16 protein-coding genes are annotated in these 23435 nt (G+C 69.2%); 9 read left to right on the top strand and 7 right to left on the bottom strand.

Annotated elements, in window-relative coordinates; translation table 11 throughout:
- Window positions 1-3: 3 nt before the first annotated feature.
- From QHF84_RS39485 to QHF84_RS39470, 4 genes are all read right to left on the bottom strand, one after another.
- The gene (locus tag QHF84_RS39485; protein WP_281318730.1) at window positions 4-2502 is read right to left on the bottom strand and encodes an ATP-binding protein; all 2499 of its coding nucleotides are present in this window, start codon (window positions 2500-2502) and stop codon (window positions 4-6) included.
- Window positions 2503-2804: 302 nt separating this feature from the next.
- Window positions 2805-5426: a CehA/McbA family metallohydrolase gene (locus tag QHF84_RS39480; protein WP_281318729.1), complete on the bottom strand. Its 2622-nt coding sequence runs from the start codon at window positions 5424-5426 to the stop codon at window positions 2805-2807.
- Window positions 5427-5530: 104 nt separating this feature from the next.
- Window positions 5531-6148, bottom strand: a complete 618-nt coding sequence (locus tag QHF84_RS39475) for a DUF924 family protein (RefSeq protein WP_281318728.1) — start codon at window positions 6146-6148, stop codon at window positions 5531-5533.
- Complete coding sequence (locus QHF84_RS39470; protein ID WP_281318727.1) at window positions 6145-10233, bottom strand: transglutaminase-like domain-containing protein; 4089 nt, start codon at window positions 10231-10233, stop codon at window positions 6145-6147. The genes QHF84_RS39475 and QHF84_RS39470 overlap by 4 nt, the downstream gene beginning before the upstream one ends.
- A gap of 94 nt (window positions 10234-10327) precedes the next feature.
- On the opposite strand from QHF84_RS39470, the gene QHF84_RS39465 reads away from it, so the two are divergent.
- From QHF84_RS39465 to QHF84_RS39455, 3 genes are all read left to right on the top strand, one after another.
- Window positions 10328-10813: a hypothetical protein gene (locus tag QHF84_RS39465; RefSeq protein ID WP_281318726.1), complete on the top strand. Its 486-nt coding sequence runs from the start codon at window positions 10328-10330 to the stop codon at window positions 10811-10813.
- Window positions 10814-10879: 66 nt separating this feature from the next.
- Entirely contained in the window at window positions 10880-11302 is a 423-nt protein-coding gene (locus tag QHF84_RS39460; protein WP_281318725.1) for a hemerythrin domain-containing protein, read from the top strand.
- Between the two features lie 52 nt (window positions 11303-11354).
- On the top strand, window positions 11355-13232 hold the full coding sequence (locus QHF84_RS39455; RefSeq protein ID WP_281318724.1) for a serine/threonine protein kinase: 1878 nt from the start codon (window positions 11355-11357) through the stop codon (window positions 13230-13232).
- Between the two features lie 100 nt (window positions 13233-13332).
- Here the strand turns inward: QHF84_RS39455 and dnaK are convergent, their stop codons facing one another.
- On the bottom strand, window positions 13333-15237 hold the full coding sequence (gene dnaK, locus QHF84_RS39450; RefSeq protein ID WP_281318723.1) for a molecular chaperone DnaK: 1905 nt from the start codon (window positions 15235-15237) through the stop codon (window positions 13333-13335).
- A gap of 335 nt (window positions 15238-15572) precedes the next feature.
- On the opposite strand from dnaK, the gene rpmE reads away from it, so the two are divergent.
- The 6 genes from rpmE (at window position 15573) to QHF84_RS39420 (ending at window position 19573) form a co-directional block, all read left to right on the top strand.
- The gene (gene rpmE, locus QHF84_RS39445; protein WP_136927255.1) at window positions 15573-15785 is read left to right on the top strand and encodes a 50S ribosomal protein L31; all 213 of its coding nucleotides are present in this window, start codon (window positions 15573-15575) and stop codon (window positions 15783-15785) included.
- A gap of 102 nt (window positions 15786-15887) precedes the next feature.
- On the top strand, window positions 15888-17006 hold the full coding sequence (locus tag QHF84_RS39440; protein WP_281318722.1) for a DUF1385 domain-containing protein: 1119 nt from the start codon (window positions 15888-15890) through the stop codon (window positions 17004-17006).
- Window positions 17007-17022: 16 nt separating this feature from the next.
- Window positions 17023-18114, top strand: coding sequence for a peptide chain release factor 1 (prfA, locus tag QHF84_RS39435; RefSeq protein ID WP_281318721.1), 1092 nt, complete (start codon window positions 17023-17025; stop codon window positions 18112-18114).
- Window positions 18111-18704 (top strand): hypothetical protein, encoded by a 594-nt coding sequence (locus QHF84_RS39430; RefSeq protein ID WP_281318720.1) that lies wholly within the window; start codon window positions 18111-18113, stop codon window positions 18702-18704. The genes prfA and QHF84_RS39430 overlap by 4 nt, the downstream gene beginning before the upstream one ends.
- 30 nt (window positions 18705-18734) lie before the next feature.
- Window positions 18735-19073: a histidine triad nucleotide-binding protein gene (locus QHF84_RS39425; protein ID WP_281318719.1), complete on the top strand. Its 339-nt coding sequence runs from the start codon at window positions 18735-18737 to the stop codon at window positions 19071-19073.
- Window positions 19074-19090: 17 nt separating this feature from the next.
- Window positions 19091-19573, top strand: a complete 483-nt coding sequence (locus QHF84_RS39420; RefSeq protein WP_281318718.1) for a dirigent protein — start codon at window positions 19091-19093, stop codon at window positions 19571-19573.
- 12 nt (window positions 19574-19585) lie between these two features.
- On the opposite strand, the gene QHF84_RS39415 is transcribed toward QHF84_RS39420, so the two are convergent.
- Together QHF84_RS39415 and QHF84_RS39410 are read right to left on the bottom strand one after the other, a co-directional pair.
- A complete protein-coding gene (locus tag QHF84_RS39415) occupies window positions 19586-21622 on the bottom strand; it encodes an FAD-binding protein (protein ID WP_281318717.1) in 2037 nt (678 codons plus the stop codon).
- Window positions 21619-23435: class I SAM-dependent methyltransferase (locus QHF84_RS39410; RefSeq protein ID WP_281318716.1), on the bottom strand; the 1817-nt coding region annotated here is incomplete at its 5' end. The genes QHF84_RS39415 and QHF84_RS39410, both read right to left, overlap by 4 nt.

The following is a 23435-nucleotide window of genomic DNA, read 5'->3' as shown; positions in this document are numbered from 1 at the left end:
CGACTACATCGGCACGGCTGGCAGCCACATGCGGACCGTCGTCCCTTCGCCGAGCTTGCTCGCCACCTGGAGGCGTCCGCCATGGTCCATGACAAACCTTTGCGTGAGCGTGAGCCCGAGGCCCGTCCCCTGCCCCGGCGGCTTCGTGGTGAAGAATGGGTCGAAGATGCGATCGAGGTTCTCCGCGGGAATCCCACATCCAGTGTCGCGCACCTCGATTTCCACGCCGGGCGCGGCGGCATCCTCCCCCGATGGCCGCGGCCGCGCGAGGACGGAGACGGCGCCGCCCTCGGAGACGGAATCGAGCGCATTGCCGACCACGTTGAGCAAAGCCGCGTCGAGCTGCGACACGTTCGCGAGCACCGCCGGCGGCGCCCCGGGATCCTGCGATACCTCGAGACGCACGCCGCGCGCGCGCGCCTGGGCCGCGGTGAATTCACGCACGCGGTCGAGCGCCGCCCGCACGTCGCACGGCTCCTCCTCCGTCGGATGGCCGCGTGAATAGTCGAGCAGCGTGTGCACGAGGCCCGAGCAACGTGTCGCCTGCGTTTCGATGGTGCGCAGCGCCTTGCGGAGCGAGGCCTCGTCGAGGCGCGACTCCTCGGCCGCGCCGAGCCTCCGGAGCGAGAGCTGCGCATTCATCAGGATGATGGCGAGGGGATTGTTGATCTCGTGCGAGAGGCCCGCCAGCATGGTGCCCACCGCGGCCATCTTTCCGGCCTGCACGAGCTCCTCCTGCGTCTCCGACAGCCTCTGCAACGTCCGCGCGAGCTCGCGGTTTTTCTCGGCCAGCTCCGTATGCGCGCGATGCAGCCGCTCCGCCGCGCGCACACGCGCCGAAAGCTCGGCCGGATCGAACGGTTTGGCCAGGTAATCGTCCGCGCCGGTGTCGAGACCCACGGCCGCCGCGGCGCAGCCTGCCCGGGCCGTGAGCAGGAGGATCGGAATGTCCCGCAATGCGGAATCCTGCTTGAGCCGGCGGACGAGCTCGAAGCCGTCCATCTCGGGCATCATCACGTCCGACACGATGACATCGGGCCGCCTCGCCTCCACGGCTTCGAGGGCCGCGCGGCCGTTCGTCACGAGCTCGACCTCGTATTCGGCGGAGAGGATATCCAGCAGGTACGAGCCCATGTCCGGATTGTCCTCGGCCACGAGCACACGCGGGCGGTGCACGTTCGTCCGGACGCACCGGGCACACGCTGCGGCCGGCGGCGCGGACGCCTCGAAATGGCCCGCATGCGGCGCGGACGACCGCGCATTCGTAGGCACGATCGGAGGCTGCGGCACGACGACATCATCCGAAGCGCACGGGAGACGCACGAAGAAACGCGAGCCCACGCCGACCGCGCTCTCCACACAGGCCTTGCCACCCATGAGCTCTGCGAGCTCTTTGACGAGCGAGAGCCCGACCCCCGTCCCTTCGTGCTTGCGCGTCGCCGACGTGTCGATCTGCTGGAATCGTCGAAAGAGCAGGTGTTGCTTGTCCGCCGGAATGCCCGGCCCCGTATCCTCGACCGAGAGCTCGAGCTCTTCGCCGACCTTCTGCAAGCGCACCACGATGCGCCCCCCCTGCGGGGTGAACTTCAGGGCATTGCCGAGCAAATTCAGCACGATCTTCTCGAATTTACGCCGATCGAGCGGGATGAGCTCCCGCGCCGTGGCCTCCAGCAAAAGCGCCACGCCGGCGCGCTCGGCCGCGGGGCGCGCGGCGTCGACGATATCGGCGCAGAGCTCGGCGGCGTCGACGGCCTCCCAGTCGACCGTGAGCTTGTCGGCCTCGATTTTTTGATGATCGAGGATGTCGTCGACGAGGCGATGGAGCCTGCGCGCGTTGCGCTGGATGCGCTCGAGGTCCGCGCGCACCCGCGGCGCGAGGGGCGCGCCATCACTCGTGTCGCTCGAGAGCAGCGAGGCGAGCGGGCCCAGGATCAGCGCGAGCGGCGTGCGCAGCTCGTGGCTCATGACCGTGAGGAACTGTCCCTTGGCGCGGGCCGCGTCGTCGGCGACCTCCTTGGCATTCTGCAGATCGATCTCCATCTGCTTGCGCTCGGTGATGTCCGCGTAAATGCCGAGCAGCCCGGTCACCTCGCCTCGCTCGTCGCGAATCGGGACCTTGCTCGTGAGCAGCACGCGTTGCGCTCCATCCGTGCGGAGGACGGGTTCTTCGATGTCGAGGATGGGCGTGCCGCTCTCCATCACCTCACGGTCGACCTTGACGAATGCATCCGCGTCCTCGCGCCGGCTCCAGATGTCGTAATCGGTCTTTCCGACGAGGTTCTCCAGCGTCTTCGTGCCGGAGTCATTCAGAAAATTCTGGTTCCCGCCCAGGAACCTCCCCTCGCGATCCTTCCAGAAAATGGCGTGAGGGACGTTCGCGATGACGTACTTGAGCACCGCTTGCTGCTGCTCGAGCGCGTCCTGCGCGCGCCTGCGCGCGGTGATGTCCGTGGCGACGCCGAGCATGCCCGAGCTCCTGGTCTCCGGTATTCGATGCGGCATAGAATGAACCTCGCACCACGCGCCCTGAACCCCCCGACCGCGCGCACGTTCTCCCGAGCGAGCGCTCGTCGCCTCGGCCCCTGCACGCGGCCTTGCCGCTGGGACCCTGCGCCTTTGCCAGGCGGGCCGTCTCCGACATCGGACGGCACGATGACGATATGGGTGCATGATGGCAGGCTCAGTATATACAATGCCTGCAACGCGCGTGGGGACGATCGGCTCCCGTCCCGCTCGTTTTCGGGCTGCCGGACAGGTTCGTCAGGAACGGATCACGCCGCACGAGGTCGGCGCGCGTGGCCGCATCACGGTTTCAAGAAGAACGGATTCGATGCCGCGAACGGCCGCCTCCCTGGATGCAACGGAGCGAGGTCCCCGCCGCCCTTCGCGTGGAATAGCACCCAGTTCCTCGACCGCGAAGGGTCCAGCGTCACCGTGACCTGATTGACGAATTTTTTCGACGGACCGGCCCAGCCATCCACCGGCACCAGCGCCTCCGTCGATACCGTCTTTCCATTCACGATCGTCTCCAGCATGCTCGCGTCGACCCAGCTCGCCGCCTCGATCGTCAGCGTGAACGTCGCCATCCCGCCCGCGCCGGTTTGCACCATCTGGCCGGGTTTTTCCCCGTTCGGGCCGGTCGCCGTCATGAAGAGGCCGCCGCTGATCGTCGACCCGCCGCTCGCGATCGCGTCACGCACCAGCTCTTTCGTCAGCTTCGTCGGATCGTCGTGCCCGAAAGACAGACACGTCCGCGGATACCCCACCGGGCTCGTCCGTATATGATGGCTGTCCGAGCTGCCCACGGCCCAGACCGTCATGCCCGCCTCGAGGAGCGCGAACCAGTCCGCGATCGATTCGTCCCGGTTCGCCTCGAAATCGGAGTCGTTGAAGACCTCGACCGCGTCGAAATCGTCGCTCCAGAACCCGTCCCGGCCCTTGCCCGTCTTCCGATCGAGCGCCGCGGCGCTGAAATACGCCTGGAACCCGCCGCCGCTCGGATGGTTCACGATGAGCACGGGGTTATCGGGCAAGGCGCGCACGAGCGCGAAGACGTCCTTCGGGTCCTTGCCGATCCAGTCGACCGCGCCGTTGTTCGCCTTCTTCGGGTCCGGCGTCATCGGCACGACCCCGAAATGCCCCCACGAGAACGTGGTCAGCTCCTCCGACGCCATCCCGAACGCCCATTGCGTGAGCCCCATGTTCTGGATCAAGGGCTGGAAATCCGCGACCCACTCGTGCTCGCTCGACACGGGGATGTCGAGCCCGTCCGCGATCGCCCCGCGCACCTTGTGCTCGATCCGGTCATTCGAATCCGCCGAGAACTGCGAATGAATGTGAAAATCGGCGCACATGACGCCCGTCGAGTCGACCGAATGCGCGAGGCTCGCCGGGACCTCCAGCGTCTCGCCCGCCGCGACCGTGACGTCCGTGCGGAGGAGCTCCCATTCGTAGCCGCGCGACACGATCACCGTATGCTCGCCCGGCGGCACCGCGACCGTCGCATTGCCATCCATCGCGAAGACCTGGTGCAATCGCCCGTTCGCCTCGTCGGCGACGCCGAAGGCCTCGGGCGAGGCGGCGAACGTATCCTTCGGCACGACCTGCACGCGCACCGGCAGCGCCGCGCCGGATGCCGTATCCTTCGCGACCACGTGAATCGTGCCGTTCGGATCGAGCGGAATGGTCGCCGTCGCCTCGTCCGCGCCGACCCCGAAGCCCGCGTGCGGCGCATATCCCTGCTTTTGCGGCACGAGCGTCACGGGCGCGCCCGGCGGCACGTGCACCACGAACGAGCCGTCCGAATCGGTCCGCGTCCGGCTCAAATATTCGCCTTCCGCGCTCGTCGCGTGCAGCCACGCGCCCGCGACGCCATTGCCTTGCGCGTCCTCGACCTTGCCCTTGATCTCGCGCCACGGCGCCTCGCCCGAGACGCGCCGCACCGCCTCGCGCAGGCCGTCGTAATCGGGCCCGCCCGCGATGATCTCCGCCCGATCGATGGTCTTCGCCGAGCAAGCATCCACGACGAACCCGGGGCCGTAAAAGAGGGAAAAACCGCTGACCGTGAGGCCGTACGCGAGCTCGTGGTCCGGGATGCGGAACGCGAAGCCGAAATCGCCGCCGTCGAAGCCCGCCCACGCGACCTTCCCCGAGGGCTCGGCGAAGCCGGACTCGGGCGTGACGAGCTGCGCATTCGAATAATGGAAGAAGCCGAAGAGCTCGTCCGGATCCGGCCGTTCCACGCCGAGATCGATGGGCTCGTTCGTCGCATTGACGAGGCCCACGCGCATCGTGACGCGCTCCTCCCCCGGCCGGAGCACGTAATCGTAGGCGGCCTCGACCTCGTACGACCGCGGGAACAGATACGAGAGCGGCCCCTGCATGAACGGGATTTTCGAAAGCTTTCCCGCGACCCGCACGATGGCCTCGCCGCCGTCCGAGCCGTCCTTCAGCACCGTGACGCTCGTCGGATCGATCATCTCGATCGAGAGCCCGGTGAGCGTCTCGTTGTACTTCGAGACGCCCGTGGGCTTGCCGTCGGCGTTCGCCTTGTCGATCGAGAGGATCTCGCCGCCGAAGCGCGCATACCCATCGGAGAAATCTTTGTCCTCGATGAACACGACGATCTTGTCGTTCGCGAGGACGAAATCCCCCGGCTCGATCTGCTGCCGGCCATGCCCCGGCTGCGCGATGCCCGAGAGGTCGGTCACCCGGCCCGCGCGCGCCTGCCCCGCCGCCTTGGCGCCGAACGGGTCCTTGTGCCCGTTCGGATCGCCGGCGTCGAATTTCAGGGCCGACGCGACGCAGTCGGTGGCCCCGGGCGGCGGCTCCTCATCGGGGCCGCTGCACGCAGCGACGAGCGGCACCTGGACGAGGACGCAGAGAAGAGCACGAAAGGAAGGCGCGGCAAGCGAAGGACAACGCATGAGACCTCCTCGCGAGGCGGGATGACCCACCTCCATGGATATCTCTTACGTTTCGGTGACGGCCTTGTGAAGCCCCCAAGGCAGCGCGCGGCGATCGTTTGGGCTCAAAACGACGAGAAGGGCTCCTTCAGGAACGCGATCTCCTCGTCGGTCGAGGCGCGCCCGAGGATCACGTTGCGGTGCGGGAAGCGGCCGAAGCGCTGGATGATGTCGCGATGGCGCACGGCGTAATCGAAGAACGACGCGAAGGCGCCCCGCGCCTGCCCGGTCACGACGTCGAGGAGTTTTTCGAACCGCGCGACCACGAGCTCCTGCACGGCGAGGTCCTCGGCGTGTTCGAGCGGCAAGTACACGAAGAGCCGCTCGACGGGCCGGAGCGCGAGATCCTCGTCCGCCGTGATCATCCCCCGCGCCGTCGCGAGCGCGATGGGATCACCCTCGAACGCGCGCGGCGTGCCGCGAAAGATGTTCCGCGTGAGCTGATCACAAACCACGAGGAGCGCGATCCGGCCGCGCTGCGTTTCCCCCCACGAAGCGAGCTCGCCGCGCAGGGCACGCACGACGAGATCGCCGAACGTCTCGCGCAGGAATCGATCGGTCGCGTCGCTCCGACCAAACCACAACGCGTGCTGCCGCTGCACGATCATGGCTTCGTCCGCGTCCGGGCCGAACCACGCCCCGAGGACGTTCGCGATCGCGTCCACGCCCCCCTCGCCGCTCATCGTGACGCCTTCTCCGCGGTCTTCTGCGGCGCCGTCTTGCTCGCGTCTCCGGGCACGAGCCGCACGAGCCGGTGCATGAGCCCATCGACCCGCTGCAGCCACGCGCGCCACTTCGTGTACTTGTCGACCGGGATCGTCGACATGTCGAACACGAGCGTGCGCTTCACGACGACCGCGCCGCCCTCGCCCGGGGAAAACTCGATCTTCGCGCGCCCGAACTCACCACCCGCCTCCTCGCCGCCCGGCGGCAGCTCCGCGAAGACGTAGCCCTCGGGCGGCACGATCGTGATCGCGCGCGTCTCGTGCCGCGGCGCGAGGAACGGCGGCAGCACGACGGGAAGCGTGCGTGACGAGAGCGGCGCGAGCTGCGACGTGAGCGTCGCCGTGTCGCTCACCGGCACCACGAGCTCATTGCCTTCGCGCCGCGCGATGCCCTGGCTCGTCGCCTCGTACGAGAGCTTCGCCGCGCCGCCGGGCAACGCGCCGTCGAAGCCGACCTCGCCCTTGAGCTCCACGCCGGGCACCCACTTGCCCGTCAGGTACGTCTCGGCCCATTGCTTGCGCGCGTCGGGCTCGACGAGGTTCGTGCGCGCCTCGAAGGCCGCGTCGCCGACGTGCCGCTCGTTCGCGGTGAGCTTGCCGCGGCCGCTCACGTCGAGCTCGATCCGCCACTCGGCGTCGATGCCGTGATCGTCGGGCGAGCTCGCGGGCGTCTCGATCATCTTCGCGGGGCCGTCGTCGATGAAGAACGCGAGCGTGCGCGCATCCATCGCCGGCAGCGGTCCGAGGCGGCTCTGCGGGCTCGTCGCGTCGAGCCACATCGCCGGCGCGCCGTCCTTCGCGGGCAGGTACGCGATGCCGTGATCGAACATCGGCACCGCCACCTTCTCGCTGCGCAGGAGCATCGACTGCCCCGTGTAACGCGTCTGCACGAGCACCTCGGTCGCCTCGATGCCGATCGCCTTGAGCAGCGTGATGAGCAGCATCGCCTTGTCGTCGCAGTCGCCTTGTTTCCTCGCGAGCGAGATCTGCGGGCGGTTCGGCAGCCACGCCTCGCCCGAGACGTAGTTCACGTACCGGATCGAGTCGGCGACGTAGTCGAAGACCGCGCGGATCTTCTCGTCGCGTGTCTTCTTGCCCTTCGTGAGCTCGGCCGCGAGCTCCTTGATGCGCTCGTCGGGCGTGGAAAAACCCTCGACCGCGCTCTTGTACCAGGTGCGGAAATCGCCCCAGCCCGCGAACGTCGAGCCCACCACGACCGGCACCGTCTCCGCGATCGGCGGCGCGAGCGGCTCGTCACGCACGTTCGTCGGGTTGTCCCAGACGAACCGCTGGATCACGCGATCACCGACGGTCTTCGTCTCCTGTCGATCGGCCTTGCCGTTGATCACGTCGACGGCGAGCGGCGAGGCCGCGGGCGAGTCCACGATGACCTCGTTGAACAGGATCGGCCGCGTATCCATCGAGCCCACGTAGTCGATGAAGTAGAACGGCGCGTCGCCGCGACGGCCCACGGGATCACGCGTCCACGAGCGCACCGCGATCTCCACGACGTCGCCCGCCCCGAGCTTCGGCCAGCGCACGTACGCGCCGCGCCCGCCGCCGCCTTGCTCTTCGGGCAGCGCGATCGAGCCGTCCTTCCTGTGCACGCGCGCGAAGAGCAGCTCCGTGCGATCGCCCTCGGCCGGGATGTCCGGCTCGTAGAGGTCCATCTCCGTGCGCGGCTCGACCACGATCTCGCGCGCGTAATGCATGAGCTGCGAGACGCGTCGATCCGGGTGGTACGTCACGACACGCGTCCAGTGGAGCTGCCGATCGAAGACCTCGCCCTTCTTCGCCGGGTTCGCCTTGGCCCGCGCGAGAAAGACGCTCGGCTGCACGATCGCCTGCTCGTCGGGCATCGCCGTCTTGCCCTGCGGCGTGCGCGTGCGGAGCGCGATCTCCGCCTTGCGTTGCTGATCCGTCGGTTCGAGCGCGAGCGCGCGCGTGAGCGCCTCGGTCACGCGCTCCGCCGGCTCCGACGGCGGTTTGCCCTGCCGAAGCTCGTCCGCGAGCACCGCCTTGCGCGCGGCCGCGAGGCCGTCGAACGCCGACGCCTTGTTCGGCGAGAGCAAGGTCGCCACATAAAACACCTCGCGCGCCCACGCGTTCCTGCCCGCGTCGAGGAGCTGCCGCCCGATCGCCACGAGCTCGTCGGCCGATCGCTGATGCGGAAGGCTCTCGGCCGCGGCCCGCTCGAGCTCCGCGCCGCCCTGCACCCGGAACGCCGATACGTAGCGGCTGTCCCGCGCGCCCGCGCGTTGCTCGACGAGCTTGCGCGCCGCGAGGAGCGCCGTCTGCGGATCGGCGCGCGTCACCGAGGAGAGCTCGGCCCACACGGCCGTCGGCGCGCGCCCGCGCTCCTCGCCCGTCATCGCCATGAGCTCGTCGCGATGCGCCCGGTACGCGCCCTGCGCGCCCATCTGCGAGCGCCCCGCGATCTTGAGCAGCCGCGCTTCGAGGTCCGTCGCCGTCGCGAGCGGCGCCTCGCGGACGCGCGCGATCGCCCAGTCGGGATAACGCGCCGCGAGCGACGATTCGAAGAGCCGCCGCTGCGCGAACGCCGCCGTCGCCTCGTCGTTCGCCGCCTTGCCGCGCTCGAACGCGAGGTTCAGCCGCTCGCTCCGCTCCGCGCCGAACGGCGAGACGTACCCCGCGAGCGCGAGCACATCGGGCGGCGTGTCCTTGCCTCGCAAGGCTGCTTCGAGCAGCCCCGGCGCGCGCGGCGAACGCGCGTCCTCCGCGCCCCCGAGCGTCCGCAGGATCGCCGCCCGCAGCGCGGAATCCGGGCTCGGATTCGCGCCCACGTCGAGGCCCACTTCGAGCTGCGTCTTTACACGCGTGACCCCTTTTGGCGGTTTGATCTCCGCTGCGACACGCGCGTCCTTCGCCGGATCCGCCTTGCCCTGCTTCTTCTCCGCGGCCGCGGGCAGCACCACGCTCGTGATGTCCGACGACGACGACACCGTGATCATCGCGCCCGCTTCATCCGTGAACCGCAAGCGCACGCGCCCCTCGTCCGAGGTCGCGCCCGAGCAGACCTTCACCGCGACGAGGTGCGGCCCCGGCGTCGGCTCGATCCGCGCGGCCAGCCGATCCAGCACGAGGCGCGGATGCACCTCCTCGCTCATCGCGACATCGGCGCCGTCCCAGAGCAGACGCACCTTGCCCGTCGACGCCACGTGCACGAGCACGGGCTTCTGCGCCTGGCCCGCGGGCGGGTTCGCGAAGACGACCTTCGACGCGAGATACGTGCAGCTCTCGGCGCGCGGGTGCACGTAGAGATCGAGCGGAACGCCGCGCCACGTCGACGACTGCGGCAGGATGCGCCGCCACGCGACGTCGTAGACGCCCCACGAGTACCGCGCCGACGTGTCGTTGAACTTCTGCCCCGGCGCCTCCGGACCTTCCTTGTCGCGAATCCCTTCGCCCTTGTCCTGGAACGGACCGAGGATCGCGAAGGACCGCACGAGCCCAGTCGTGTCGGGCGCGACGTCGTACGAAATCGTCTTCGACGAAGCCCACGCAGGCCCCGTCGGAGCCGGCGTCAGCCACGCCGCGAGCGCCCGCGCATCCCCCGCGACCGGCGACTTCGTCGTGGCCACCGTGCGCAGCGCTCCGCGCACTTTTCCGAACGTCGCGCGCTCGTCCAGCGTCGTCGCCACGAGCAGCCCCGCGAGCGCATCCGGCCCGCCCGCCGTCGCGCGCTGGATCGCGAGATCCACCATCGGATCCGGCTGCGCCGCCGTCCACCGCGAAGGCGCCTTCGGCAGCGGTTGCGCCGCCGCGGCCTTGTCCTTCGCCGGCTCCGATTTCGCGGGCGCCTTGTCCTTCGCGGTTTGTCCCTTCCCCGCCGCGCCCGGTGCGCCCGCGGCGGGCTTCTTCGCCCCGCCTGGATCGGCCTTTTTCCCGGGCGATTGCGCGAGCGCCGTGCCCGAGACGAGCCCCAGCGTGATCACCCACGCGATGCCCCGCCTCCACGACGCCCCCGCGCGCAGACGTCGTGTTCCCTCGCCGATGGCCTGCGCGATCGAAGACCTTTCCATGGGTACCTCGATGGATAGCGCGGCCCGTTCGGGGGAGCGAGCCCCTCGGTCCGGTTCTTGGCCCACCTCGCCGCGCGCCTCTACCCTCCCGCGCATGCGCCGCGTCTCTCGTTTGATCGCCGCCTTCGCGCTCGCCTTGACCGCCTCGCTCGCGCCCGCTTCGAGCGCGTTTGCGCGTGGCAAGGCCACCGTGGAGTGGACCCGCGTCGACGCCCCGGAAGGAAAAGACGGCGACCGGATCGCCCGCACCCTGCGCGGCCTCCTCAAAGAGGCCAGCCGCAAGGCCGATTTCGGCAAATCCGGCAAGGTCGCGCTCCGCGCCAAGATCACGGAGTACGTCGTCGAGAAGAGGGGCGACGTCCTGCGCATCCGCTGCACCGTCATCGGCCGCGTCGAGGGCGGGGCCAGCGCGAAGAGCCGCATCTCCTTCGGCGGCGACCCGAACGACCCGCGCGCCCTCGAAAAGCAAGTCCTCACGATGGTCGCGCACGGCGTCACGAGCCGCCTGGCCGCGATCGCCCGCTCCCGCGCCGAGGCCGAGGAAAAGAAGAAAAACGCGGCTCGTGAGGCCGAGGACTAGAACACGTCGGCTTTCGGAATCGCCTCTCGACCCTCGCGGCAAATTGATTTAGTCCAGGGAGTCGACATGGAATACGACCGCATGCTCGCGACGCTCTTCGAGGAAGAAGACCGCGCGCGCGAGATGGCGAGCAAGCTGATGAAGGTCTCCCAGGAGTCGCGCGAGGCGGCCTCCGCGGAGCGCCAGAGCCTCGTCGCCTTCCTCAAGGGCCCGATGGAGCGGCACATGGCGTACGAGGAGCGCGCCGTCTTCCCGCAGCTCGACCGCCGCGGCCTCGGCGCCGAAGTGCAAGTCGCGCTGCGTCACCACGCGATGATCCGCGAGGACGCCGAGAAGCTCTCCGCCGCGAGGCCCGGTGACGACGTGAGCCAGCTCATCTTCGACGTGGCGCGCCGCATGCTGCACCACACGAACTTCGAGGGAGATTACATCTACCCCGAGCTCACGTACGAAGCGTGGCGTGATCTCATGAAGGAGACCGCGGGGTGAACGCCGCGCTCTCGACATCTGCCCCGGGCGCCACGTACTCTGTGGGTTCCTGATGAGCCTCGAGGCAGGCCGCGTCCTCAGCACCCGCTACCGGCTGGTCCGACCCCTCGGGCAGGGCTCGCAAGGGGCCGTGTGGATCGCGGACCACCTCGCCCTCAACACGGAAGTCGCGGTCAAGCTCATCGACCCCGAGCTCGCCAAGCGCGAAGACGCGGTCGAGCGCTTCAAGCGCGAAGCCACCGCCGCCGCGCAGCTCCGCTCCGCCCACGTCGTCCAGATCCTCGATCACGGCATCGACGAAGGGCAGCCCTTCATCGTGATGGAGCTGCTCGACGGCGAAGACCTCTTCGAGCGGCTCAACAAACGCGGTCGACTCTCGCTGCGCGAGACCTCCAAGGTGATCACGCAGGTCTGCCGCGCCCTCGCGCGCGCGCACGCCGCGGGCATCGTGCATCGCGATCTCAAGCCCGAGAACGTCTTCCTCTGCAACAACGAGGACGACGAGGTCGTGAAGGTGCTCGACTTCGGCGTCGCGAAGGTGACCGACCCGGCCAAGGCCACCATGCAGCGCACCAACGTCGGTACGCTCATCGGCACGCCGCACTACATGAGCCCCGAGCAGGTCAAGGGCATCTCCGAGATCGATTATCGCACCGATCTCTGGGCGATCGGCGTCATCGCCTACCAGTGCGTCGTCGGCGAGTTGCCCTTCGACAGCGAAGGCGTCGGCGATCTGCTCATCAAGATCTCGGTCGCCGAGCCGCCCGTGCCCTCGAAGGTCTGGAAAGGCGTCCCGCCCCAGTTCGACACGTGGTTCGCCAAGGCCTGCGACAAGGACCCGAACAAACGCTTCCAGAGCGCGCGTGAGCTCGCCGAGGCCCTCGCCCGCGTGGTCGCCTCCGTGCCCGAAGCGATGCGCGGCGAGCTGCCTCCGCGGCCCGCGTCGATCCGCCCGCCGCCCGTCGCGCCGACCTCGGCGCCCGGCACGCCCGCGAGCGCGAAGCCGAAGAGCGCGAAGGCCCCGGCGCTTCCCCCGCGCGCCACGGCGTCCCCGGCAAAACCGCCCCCGCGCGCCGAGCGCGCAAAGACGGAGCTGCTCGATCCCGCCGACGTCGAGGTCCTCGCCGATACGACGACGACGACGCGCGGCCCGGCCTCCGAGGACATCGACGACTTCGAGTTCGACTTCGACGACGAGCCGCCGGTCGTCGTCTCCACGGCGCCTCCCGGGGTCGTCGCGAAAGCACCCGCAGCGGTAACACCCGCGCCCGCGACAAAGCTCTCGTCCGGCGTGCATGCGGCCGTCGCGACGCCGCTGCCCGCCGCGGCGCCCGCGCAACGCGTGAGCGCGACGCCGCCCCTCGCGCCGTCCGCGAATCCGTTCCTCTCCGACCTCGGCGCGCCCGTGCTTCCCGCAGGCCTGCTCGACGCGCCTCCGCCCCGGCCCTCGGCCCCGGCGCCGGAGCCCGTGCAGGCGGCTTACCCGCGTCACCCCGCGCCGATCACGGCGCCCGGCGTGGACAGTGGCGATCGCATCTCCGCGCCGCCCGAGATCGACGGCTCGCGCCGCAAGCGCGTGCTCGCGTTCGTCGGCGTGGCGTTCGTCCTGGCCGCGGGCGGCATCGCGTACATGGTGGTCCGGTCGAACATGATCCCGCCCGGCCCGGTCCCGGCCGCATCGGCGCCGCCTCCGCCCGAGCCCATCGAACCGCCGGCCGTGGTCGCCCTCCCCTCGCCCACGGCGAGCTTCGGCACGCCGGTCCCGACCACGAAAAAGGGCACCGGCAAGACGGGCACGACGACGAAGAAGACGACGACGAACACGTCCAAGACGCCCGCGACGGCGACGGCCAAGCAGCCCGAGCCTCCGCCCGACGACGGCACGATCGTCATCCCGGATCCGCCGAGCGAAGTCCCGCCCGCGGACTGAACTCGAAAAAGAAAAACCCCGCGGGCTGCTGGTCGCAGCGCGGGGTTTTTCCTTCAGGAACGCCCCGGCGCATGTGCCGGGGCGTCCTCGTTTTTACGGATCAGGAGCCCTCTTCGAACTCCGCGTCGATGACGCCGTCCTTGCCCTTGCCACCGGCGGGCGGGGGCGGCGCGCCGCCGTTGCCGGGCGGCGGACCGGCCTGCGGACCGGCCTTCTCGTACATCACGCTCGCGATGCGGTGCATCTCCTTCTCGAGCTTCTCGAGCGAGGCCTGCACGGCCGCGTCGTCCTGCTTCTCGATCGCCTGGCGCGCCTCGGCCACGATGCCGTTCAGCGCGGACACGTCGCTCTCGGGCAGCTTTTCCTTGTTGTCGGCAACCGTCTTCTCGATCTGGTAGCAGAGGTTGTCGAGCTTGTTGCGCCGCTCGATCTCCTCGCGACGACGCTTGTCCTCGGCCTCGTGCTCGGAGGCCTCACGGACCATGCGCTGGATCTCGTCCTCCTTGAGGCCGCCGGAGGCCGTGATCGTGATGCGCTGATCCTTGCCCGTCGCCATGTCCTTCGCGTGCACGCTGAGGATGCCGTTCGCGTCGATGTCGAACGTCACCTCGATCTTCGGCACGCCGCGCGGCGCTGGCATGATGCCTTCCAGGTGGAAGCGGCCGAGCGTGCGGTTGTACCGCGCCTCGGTGCGCTCGCCTTGCAGCACGTGCACCTCGACCGAGGGCTGGCTGTCGGTCGCGGTCGAGAACGTCTCCTTCTTCTGCGTCGGGATCGTCGTGTTGCGCGGGATCATCACCGTCATCACGCCGCCGAGCGTCTCGACGCCGAGCGAGAGCGGCGTGACGTCGAGCAGCACGAGGTCCTTCACGTCGCCGGAGAGCACGCCCGCCTGCACCGCGGCGCCGACGGCCACGACCTCGTCCGGGTTCACGCCCTTGTGCGGCTCTTTGCCGAAGAACTTCTTCACCGTCTCCTGCACGAGCGGGATACGCGTCGAGCCGCCGACGAGCACGACCTCGTCGATCTGCTGCGGCGTCTTCTTCGCGTCCGCGAGCGCCTTGCGCACGGGCTCCATCGTCCGCTCGATGAGCGGCCGGATCATCTGCTCGAGCTTCGCGCGGCTGAGCTGCTTCTGCAGGTGCTTCGGGCCCGACGCGTCGGCCGTGAGGAACGGCAGGTTGATCGTCGTCTCCTGCACGTTCGACAGCTCGATCTTCGCCTGCTCTGCCGCGTCCTTCAGGCGCTGCACGACCATCTTGTCGTTCGAGACGTCGATGCCCGTGTCCTTCTTGAACTCGGCGATCAGCCAATCCATCACGAGGTGGTCGACGTCGTCGCCGCCGAGGTGCGTGTCGCCGTTCGTCGAGATGACCTGCACGACGTTGTCGCCGACCTCGAGGATCGAGATGTCGAACGTGCCGCCGCCGAAGTCGTAGACCGCGATGACCTCGTCGTTCTTCTTGTCGAGACCGTACGCGAGCGCGGCCGCGGTCGGCTCGTTGACGATGCGCTTGACGTCGAGGCCGGCGATACGACCGGCGTCCTTCGTCGCCTGGCGCTGCGAGTCGTTGAAGTACGCGGGGACCGTGATGACCGCCTCGGTCACCTTCTCGCCGAGGTAGTCCTCTGCTGCCTTCTTCAGCTTCTGCAGAACCTTCGCCGAGATCTCCGGCGGCGAGTTTTGCTTGCCGCGGATCTCGATGATGGCGTCGCCGTTCTTGCCCTTCACGACCTTGTACGGGACGCGCTTGACCTCTTCGGTCACCTCCTCGAAACGGCGGCCCACGAAGCGCTTGGCCGAGTAGATCGTGTTGAGGGGGTTCGTGACGGCCTGGCGCTTCGCGATCTGCCCGACGAGCACCTCGCCCTTGTCGTCGAACGCGACGACCGACGGCGTGATCCGTGAGCCCTCCTCGTTGACGATGACCTTGGGCTCCTTGCCCTCCATCACCGCGACAACGCTGTTCGTCGTGCCGAGATCGATGCCGATGATCTTGCCCATGGAACCTTTTCCTCCGAGACGGTCGCGCACGAAATTCGGCGCATGCGAGGCAGAGCGGCCAGGGAGAGCCTGCCTGGAAAACGCTACGTAGATGAGCCGGAAACCTCTGAAATGCTTCCTGTTTTTCGAGTCGCTCCGGCTTCGCGGGTCGCTTCGGGGTCGAAAGTAACCACACCCCCCTCCACGTCAACGGAAGCGCTGGCAGAACTCGGAAAAATCCATGCCCGAGCCGGCCCGTCCCGGAAGAACCTGCCGGCCCGAGATCCCGTCCCTTGCGATCTCCGGGAGGTGCGTGCTAAGAGGCTCGGCCCTTCTTCGGAGGAAGGACCTGCGCCATGAAGCAAGGCATCCACCCCAATTACGTCATGTCGACGATCAACTGCGCCTGCGGCTCGGTCGTCGTCACCCGTTCGACCCGCGGCAGCTTCACCACCGACATCTGCTCCGCGTGCCACCCCTTCTACACGGGCAAGGCGAAGGTCATGGACGTCGCCGGCCGCGTCGACCGCTTCCGCAAGAAGTACGCGCAGACGCAAAAGGCGACCTGATCCCGCGCGGAATTTCCCATTCCGCCGGTCTCCCCCCGTGGGGCGCCCGCTCTGCGGGGGGGCGCCTCCCACTCGGGTACTTCCCGCGCTAGAGTCTTCCCGATGAGCCAGGAAGTCGCGCGCCCGTACATCGGCGGGCAAGCCGTGATCGAGGGGGTCATGATGCGATCCCCTCGCTCGCTCTCCATCGTGTGCCGTAGACGCTCGGGCGAGCTCGTGGTCCGTGAAAGGGCCGCGCCCACGCTCGCGCAAGGGCCACGCACCTGGCCGCTCGTGCGCGGCATCGTCACCGTCGTCGAGTCCCTCAAGCTCGGCTCGCAAGCCCTGCGCTGGTCGGCCGATCTCTACGAGCAAGACTTGGATGACGATGACAAGCCGAAGTCGGCGAAAAAGCCGCCGACCGCGAGCAACGTCCTCACGGCGCTCTCGCTGCCCATCCTCTCGCTCGTCACCTCGGGCGGAGAGGCGGCCCCGTCCACGGGCAGCAAGGGCGCGGGCGGGTTCGGGTTCATCTCGATCCTGTTCGCCGTGGGCTTGTTCGTCGCGGCACCGCAGGCCGGCGCCGAGGGCATCAACAAGCTCCTGAAGCTCAACCTCGACGTCGGCTCGCCCGGCTTCCAGGCGCTCACGGGCGCGGCGAAGCTCCTCATCGTCGTCGGCTACATGCTGCTCATCCGGCAGGTCGCCGAGATCCGCCGCGTGTTCCAGTACCACGGCGCCGAACACAAGGCGATTTCGACCTACGAGGCCCAGGAAGAGCTCACGGTCGAGAACGCGGCCAAGAAGACCACGCTCCACGCGCGTTGCGGCACCACGTTCCTCGTGATGGTCGCGCTCGTGTCGATCCTCGTCTTCTCGGCCATCGGCGCGTTCCTCCCGACGATCCCCGGCGGACGTCTCGCGCAGAGCGTGGGCTTCTTCTTCATGAAGCTGCCCTTCCTGCCGTTCATCGCCGCCATCACCTACGAGCTGCAGCGCTTCTTCGCGCGCTTCTGCACGGTGGGCCCGCTGCAGGTGCTGCTCTGGCCGGGCTTCCTCGTCCAGAAGATCACGACCGCGGAGCCCGAGCCCGCGCAGCTCGAGGTGGCGCTCGCGTCGCTCCGCGCGACGCTCTGGCGCGAAGCCGCGGCCACGAGCGCGCCTGCCGAGGTGCCCGACCGCGTCTTCCCCGATTACGGCCGACTCCTCGCGGACCCGGGTTACGTCGGCGCGCGCGTCTGAACTCGGACCTTACCCCATGTTGCCGATCGCGAAGCTCGAAGCCGTGGCGCGGCGCTTCCGGGAGCTCGAGCACCTGCTCTGCTCGCCCGAGGTGCTCGCCGATCACGCGAAGCTGCAGAAGCTCAACAAGGAGCGCACGGACCTCGAGCCCGTCGTGGCGCAGTTCGCGCGCCTGAACGACGTCGAGCGTCGCATCGCAGAAGACCGCGAGGTGCTCGCCGATCCCGATCTCGGCGAGCTCGCGCGCGCGGAGCTGCCCGAGCTCGAAGCCGAGCGCGAGGTGATCGCGAACGAGCTCGAGCTGCTGCTTTTGCCGAAGGATCCGAACGACGCGAAGAACACGATCGTCGAGATCCGCAGCGGCGAAGGCGGCGAGGAGGCGGCGCTCTTCGCGGCCGACGTCTTCCGCATGATCGTCCGGTACGCCGAGACGAAGCGCTGGAAGGTCGAGATCCTCAGCGTGAGCGAGGCCTCGGCGGGCGGGTACAAAGAGGTCATCGCGCTCGTCACGGGCCAGGACGTCTACTCGCACCTTCGTTACGAGGGCGGCGTGCATCGCGTGCAGCGTGTGCCCGCGACCGAGGCGCAGGGCCGCATCCACACGTCGACCGCGACCGTCGCCGTGCTGCCCGAGGCCGACGACGTCGACGTGCAGATCGACGACAAGGACCTCGACATCTCGATCGCGGCCTCCGGCGGCCCCGGCGGACAGGGCGTGAACACGACGAACAGCGCCGTGCAGATCCGCCACATCCCGACGGGGATCATCGTGAAGTGCCAGGACGAGCGCTCCCAGCTCAAGAACAAGGCGAAGGCGCTCAAGGTGCTGAAGAGCCGCCTGCTCGACATCGAGCGCAAGCGGCAGGAAGACGCGCTCTCTGCCGAGCGGCGCACGATGGTCGGCTCGGCCGAGCGGTCGCAGAAGATCCGCACCTACAACTACCCGCAGAACCGCGTCACCGATCACCGCATCGGCCTCACGCTGCACAAGCTCGACCGCATCATGGACGGTGACATCGACGAGCTCATCGCCGCGCTGCGCACGCATCGCCAGGCCGAGCTCCTGAAGAAGGGCGGCGCGGAGGATCGCCCGGCCGAGATCGAATGATCGCGCGGCCCGACCTCGAGGCGCTGCTCGTCGCGCTCGTGCTCGTCCCGGGGACGTACTCGCGCAATCGCTTCTTCGCGCTCTACACCGATCCCGAGGCGGCCCGCGTCCGCCGCCGCGCCAAGCTCCTGCGCAGCGTCATCGCCGAGGTCACGCAGAGCGATCCCGCGCGCCGCGGGCACATCGTCGCGATCGACGAACAGAAGGACGGCGGCGCGACCTTCACGTACGTCGTCCCCTCGCTGAACCTGCGCCGCACGACGACGCTCTCGGAGCTCGAGCTCTCGATCGTTCGTTACGCCCTGGCGTGCCGCGCGGGCGCGATCGCGCCTGCGACGCCGCCGGACGAGAAGGCGTTCGCGCCGCTCGGCGAGGACGATCCGGTGCGCGCGCGTATCGAGGACACGCTGCGCAAGCTCGCGCCGGACCTCGCTGCGCTCACGTCGAGCGGCCCGCTCGCCGCGGACGAGGCCTGTGACCTCGACGAACCGGATGATCCGGACGAACGGGACGATCCCTCGGAATCTTGCGCGCCCTCCCCCGCGCCTTCCGGTCTTTCTTCTTTACCCGAGGGGGCGACCGAGCGATAACGCGAGCTTCGTGCATCCGGGGAGGACGAGATGTGCATCTTCTGCAAGGTCGCGAAGAAAGAGATCCCGGCGAGGATCGTGCTCGAGGACGATGACCTCGTAGCGTTCCACGACATCAACCCCGTAGCGCCGATCCACGTCCTCGTGATTCCCAAGCAGCACATCACGGGGATCGGCGACGTGACCGCCGAGCACGCCGAGGTGCTCGGCAAGCTGCTCGTCGCGGCGCGTCGCGTGGCCGAGGACGCGGGGCTTTTGCATTCGGGTTTCCGCGTGGTCATCAATCACGGCCAGCACGCGGGGCAGACCGTGCATCACGTCCACGTGCACGTGCTCGGGGGACGGCCGCTCGCGTGGCCGCCCGGCTGATCGAGGCGAGGAACACGATGCGCAAAGCATTCTTCCTGGGTTGCGTGGTCGCGTCCGCGGCGCTCGTGGGCTGCGGCGACGAGAGCAACGGCCAGCCGGCGCCGGACTACGTCACGAGGACGATCGAGCTCGTCGAGCACGCCGACAACGAGACCGTCACGCACACCGACGCGGCGATGATGGATTCAGTCGGCGACATCCTCACGTTCGCGAATCCGGTGTTCGACAAGGCGAATGCGAACCAGGTCGGCACGGACCAGGGGTATTGCCTCCGGACCGAGGTCGGGAAGTCCTGGGAGTGCGAGTGGACGGTGTTCCTCGCCGACGGTCAGATCTCGGTCGCCGGGCCGTTTTTCGATACGGAGGAGTCCGAGCTCGCCATCACCGGCGGCACGGGCGCCTACGAGCAGGCGAGCGGCGAGATGCACCTCGGCTTCCGCGACGTGCCGGCGCCGAAGGTCGAATACGATTTCGTGTACCACGTGATCGTCCCCTATTGAGGGACGTCTCCGTCAATCGATGCGCGCGGCGGCCTCGGCCATTCGGTCGATCCAGGCCGCCTCGGTTTCGCCGAGCGGCGGATTGCGCTCGAGGCGCGCTTCGAGCGGGCGCGGGCGGGTGAGCGGATCTTTCGAATGCGCTCGCAAATGCGCCGAGCGAATCACGCCGGCGCGGCCGTTCATGCCGAAGAAGAGCGCGAAGAGGTCGGGACCGACGGCGCGGCGCGGAGAGGGGCGCACGTCGAATTCGGCGCCGGAGCGGAGACGCGCGGTGAAGCCGGCGACGAGGTGATCGGCCGGATCGAGCCATGGATCGGGCGCGCCGGGGGCGCCGCGCGAGAGCCACGCATCGACGGTCGTCTTCGTGAGGTCGGGCGCGCCGCTGCCGAGCCCGAGCGTGAGCCCTGACCGGGCGAGAAACGTCTCCACCTCGGCGAGCGTGGCCTCGCCGCTCGCGTGTACGAGGAGCGATGCGCGGTCGAGCGTGGGGCTTTGGGGCGGCGGCGGGACGGGGCGGCGCTCGGGCGGGTCGCGCGGCAAAAGGTTCCCGGGGTTCATGATGCCGCGCGGGTCGAGGACGTGCCGCAGGGCGTGCACGACATCGATGCCGCGCCCGAGCTCGGCCCCGAGGCGCGGCGCCTTGCTACGCCCCACGCCGTGGTGGTGCGAGAGCGTGCCGCCCGCGCCAATGGCCGCGTCGAGCGCGGTGCGCCAGGTCCAATCGTAGACGGACTCCATCGCGGCGGGCGTGGGCGCGCTGCCGGCGAACGTGAAATAGATGCTGCAGCCGTCCGGATAGGCGTGCGAGAGGTGCGCCATGACGAACACGTTCTTGCCGAGCGCCTCGCGCACCGCGCGGTAAAGCTCGCCGAGGCGCGACCACGGGGCCGCGACCTCCATCGTGTCGCTGAAGGCGCCGGCCATGAAGACCGGCGATTGCCGATAGCTCACGCTGTACCGATGCGAGAGCCAATGCCGCGCCGGCCCCTCGCCGAGGTCACGCGCGCCGCTCGAAAGCGCGATTTGCTTCGCCCGAGCGAGATCCGCCTCGCTCTCCGCGGCCTGCCCCTCGAAGACCAGGATCAACGTGGCCCCGCCGAGCCAATCCGAGGGGGCGGCATCCACGATTCGATTGAGCACGCCCGGACGGCGCAGGATCCGCCGCAGGACGGCCGCGCCAAACCCGGCGCCCTCGCCCCGCTCTTCGAGCGTCTTTTTCGGCCCGGCATGTTTGCGCCGACGAACCGAGCCGAGCCGGGCGATGAACGAATCGAACACGTCGTACAGGCGCGCGACCGCGGGGCGGATCCCGCTCTGGAACATCTGTCGCATCGCCTCCCAGCCGGCCTCGACCGTGGGGAACGAAAAGGCGCCGAACGCGCGCGCCGCGGGCGCCGGGTGGAGCCGGAGCTGCGCCGAGGTGACCACGCCGAGCACGCCCTCGCTGCCGATGATCAGCGGCGTCGCGTCGGGCCCGTGGAGGCGGCGATCGAATCGGACGATCTCGCCCTCGCCGACCACACATTCGAGCGAGGCGACCATGTCCTCGATCTTGCCGTAGAGCCCCGAGCATTGCCCCGCGCTGCGGGCGGCGACCCAGCCGCCGACGGTCGAGCAGAGAATGGACGAAGGAAAATGCCCGAGGGTATGGCCCGCGGCATTGAGATCCTCTTCGAGCCGTATCCCCAGCGCGCCGGCCTCGACGTCGAGCACGCCCGCCTCCGCGTCGAGCCGCCGGACGCGGTCGAGGCGCTTCAGATCGAGGACGACCGTGCGTTCGTCCGGTAAAACACCACCACACACGCCCGAGCCCGCGCCGAAAGGAACGAGCGGAATGCCCTCCTTGGCGCAGAAGCGGACGACGGCGGCGACGTCCTCCGTGGTGTTTGGCCAGACGACCACGCCCGGCCGGTGGTCGGCGATGCGGCCGTCGGAGACGGCGAGGTGGTGGCGTGGCCAGAGGTCACGCGCGTACGCGATTCGATCGACCGGCGAGGCCGAGACCGTGAGGTTCGGCAGGGCCTGACCGAGCGCCGCTTCGAGGTTCACTTGCGCTCGGCCACGATGACGAGCCGCGGCGACTCCGAGCCGAAGAAGACGCCCGGATGCGCGGGATGACCGGTGACCTCGACGACCTTGAAATCGGCGTCGTGCATCATTTTGCCGATCTCGTGCAAGGCGTAGAGGCGGATCGAATACTCGATTTCACGCGCGCGGCCGTCGTCGAACATGGCCGTGCGCTTGACCTTGAGGCGGCTCGAGAAGAAATCGACCTGCATCTCATCCATGCACACGCAGCCGTCGCCCTCGAACCAGACGAGGCTCGGCTGGCGAGGCGCCACGTAATCACGGTTGATGATGTCGAGCACGAGGATGCCGCCGATGCGCAACGCGCGGTGCATCCGGCGCAGGACGTCGAGGTTCTTCTCGTCGTCGAAATAGCCGAAGCTCGTCGACCAGCAATACAGGCCGTCGAAGACCTGGTCGAACGCCATCTCCCGCATGTCGCCCTGCAGGAAATTGAGTTTTTGTGCGCGGCCCTGCGCCTCGTCCGCCGCGAGCGCGAGCATGTTGAGCGAGAGGTCGTAGCCGACGACGCCATACCCGCGGCTCGCGAGCTCGACGGCGTGCTGGCCCGTGCCGCAGGCGAGGTCGAGGATCGTCGCGCCTTTCTCCAGGCCGAGGCACGATTCGATGAAATCGGCCTCGCGACGGATCACCTTGGCGTCGGTGCGATCCATCGTGCGGATCATGTCGTCGTCGAAGAGGTCCTCCCACCAGGGGCGCTGCCTTCGGCGGCTCGGCTCGGGGAGGCTCGGCGGCTTGGAAGGCGCCGATGCCGCAGGCGGCGGGGTCGCCTGCGCGGCGGCAGGCGGCGGAGGCGGGGCCTTGGGCGGCGGGAGCGATGTCGCCGAGGTGGCCGGCACGACGCCGGGGTCGGGGACCGTCGGCGCCTGACGCCTCGGCGGCGGCGGCGGCGGCGGGGGCTTCTTGGGCGCGGCCGCCTGCTGCGCGTCCGACGGCGGAGACGCCTTCCGCTCGGACTCGGAGACACGCTCGGGCTCGATCTCCTCGATCGCCTCGACCTCGTCCGCCCGCGATTCCTCGGCGACGGCGGAGACGAGCTCCTCGTCCGCCTCCTCCTCGGCCACCTCGACCACGAGCTCCGGCGCCGATTCGAGCGGCTTCGCGCGCGGGGCCGCCTCGAGCTTCTCGATCGGCGTGACCGGCGTATCCATCACGGGGCGCGGCGGGGCCGCGGGCGGCGGCGCGAACGCCACGGTCTGCGCCTGCTCGGCCGCGAACTGCGCGGTGATGGCCGCGACCTCGGGCGGGCGCGGCGTCCAGCCCTCCTCGACGACCTCGTCCGCGGGGAGCTTGGACGGCGGGACCCACGAGCCCCGCGGCTTCGGCGCCGCCTCCGCCGCAGGCATCGCCGGCGGCGGCTCCGAATAAACCTTGACGGGCGGCAGATCGTCGCCGACCGAAAGGATCCGCATCGGCTGGATGACCCCGGCGTCGCTCGCATCCGGCTGCGGCTCGGGCGGCGGCGCGGCTTCGGCGACGGGCTCCGGTGCCGGCGTCGCGGTGTCGTCCGGAAGCGCGACTTGCCCCTCGGACGCGGGCATCGTGTCGTCCTCGGTCTTCACGGCGCGGCGCGAGCGACGGCGCGGCAGCGGCGGAGGCGCAGCGCGCTCCGGCTCCGCGGCGGCGGCGGCCGGCGTCTCCGTGGGCGTCTCGATCTGGGGCACCGCGGGCGCGGGCGGCACCACGGGCACGGCGGGCGCCGCGGGCGGGTTCGACGCGCGCGGCGGCGGGACGTTGGTGTTCGGGCGCGGCGGCGGGGACGAGCCGCTCACGG

Origin of the sequence: Polyangium sp. y55x31 (assembly GCF_029946505.1) — a bacterium.
GTDB lineage: Bacteria > Myxococcota_A > Polyangia > Polyangiales > Polyangiaceae > Polyangium.
Note: the sequence above shows the minus strand (reverse complement) of the source record. Positions and strands in the feature narration are given on the sequence as shown.

Excerpts from the sequence above, each read along its gene's own strand:
- QHF84_RS39485 (WP_281318730.1), bottom strand. The coding sequence starts at position 2,502 with ATGCCGCATCGAATACCGGAGACCAGGAGCTCGGGCATGCTCGGCGTC.
- QHF84_RS39480 (WP_281318729.1), bottom strand. The coding sequence starts at position 5,426 with ATGCGTTGTCCTTCGCTTGCCGCGCCTTCCTTTCGTGCTCTTCTCTGC.
- QHF84_RS39475 (WP_281318728.1), bottom strand. The coding sequence starts at position 6,148 with ATGAGCGGCGAGGGGGGCGTGGACGCGATCGCGAACGTCCTCGGGGCG.
- QHF84_RS39470 (WP_281318727.1), bottom strand. The coding sequence starts at position 10,233 with ATGGAAAGGTCTTCGATCGCGCAGGCCATCGGCGAGGGAACACGACGT.
- QHF84_RS39465 (WP_281318726.1), top strand. The coding sequence starts at position 10,328 with ATGCGCCGCGTCTCTCGTTTGATCGCCGCCTTCGCGCTCGCCTTGACC.
- QHF84_RS39460 (WP_281318725.1), top strand. The coding sequence starts at position 10,880 with ATGGAATACGACCGCATGCTCGCGACGCTCTTCGAGGAAGAAGACCGC.
- QHF84_RS39455 (WP_281318724.1), top strand. The coding sequence starts at position 11,355 with ATGAGCCTCGAGGCAGGCCGCGTCCTCAGCACCCGCTACCGGCTGGTC.
- dnaK (WP_281318723.1), bottom strand. The coding sequence starts at position 15,237 with ATGGGCAAGATCATCGGCATCGATCTCGGCACGACGAACAGCGTTGTC.
- rpmE (WP_136927255.1), top strand. The coding sequence starts at position 15,573 with ATGAAGCAAGGCATCCACCCCAATTACGTCATGTCGACGATCAACTGC.
- QHF84_RS39440 (WP_281318722.1), top strand. The coding sequence starts at position 15,888 with ATGAGCCAGGAAGTCGCGCGCCCGTACATCGGCGGGCAAGCCGTGATC.
- prfA (WP_281318721.1), top strand. The coding sequence starts at position 17,023 with ATGTTGCCGATCGCGAAGCTCGAAGCCGTGGCGCGGCGCTTCCGGGAG.
- QHF84_RS39430 (WP_281318720.1), top strand. The coding sequence starts at position 18,111 with ATGATCGCGCGGCCCGACCTCGAGGCGCTGCTCGTCGCGCTCGTGCTC.
- QHF84_RS39425 (WP_281318719.1), top strand. The coding sequence starts at position 18,735 with ATGTGCATCTTCTGCAAGGTCGCGAAGAAAGAGATCCCGGCGAGGATC.
- QHF84_RS39420 (WP_281318718.1), top strand. The coding sequence starts at position 19,091 with ATGCGCAAAGCATTCTTCCTGGGTTGCGTGGTCGCGTCCGCGGCGCTC.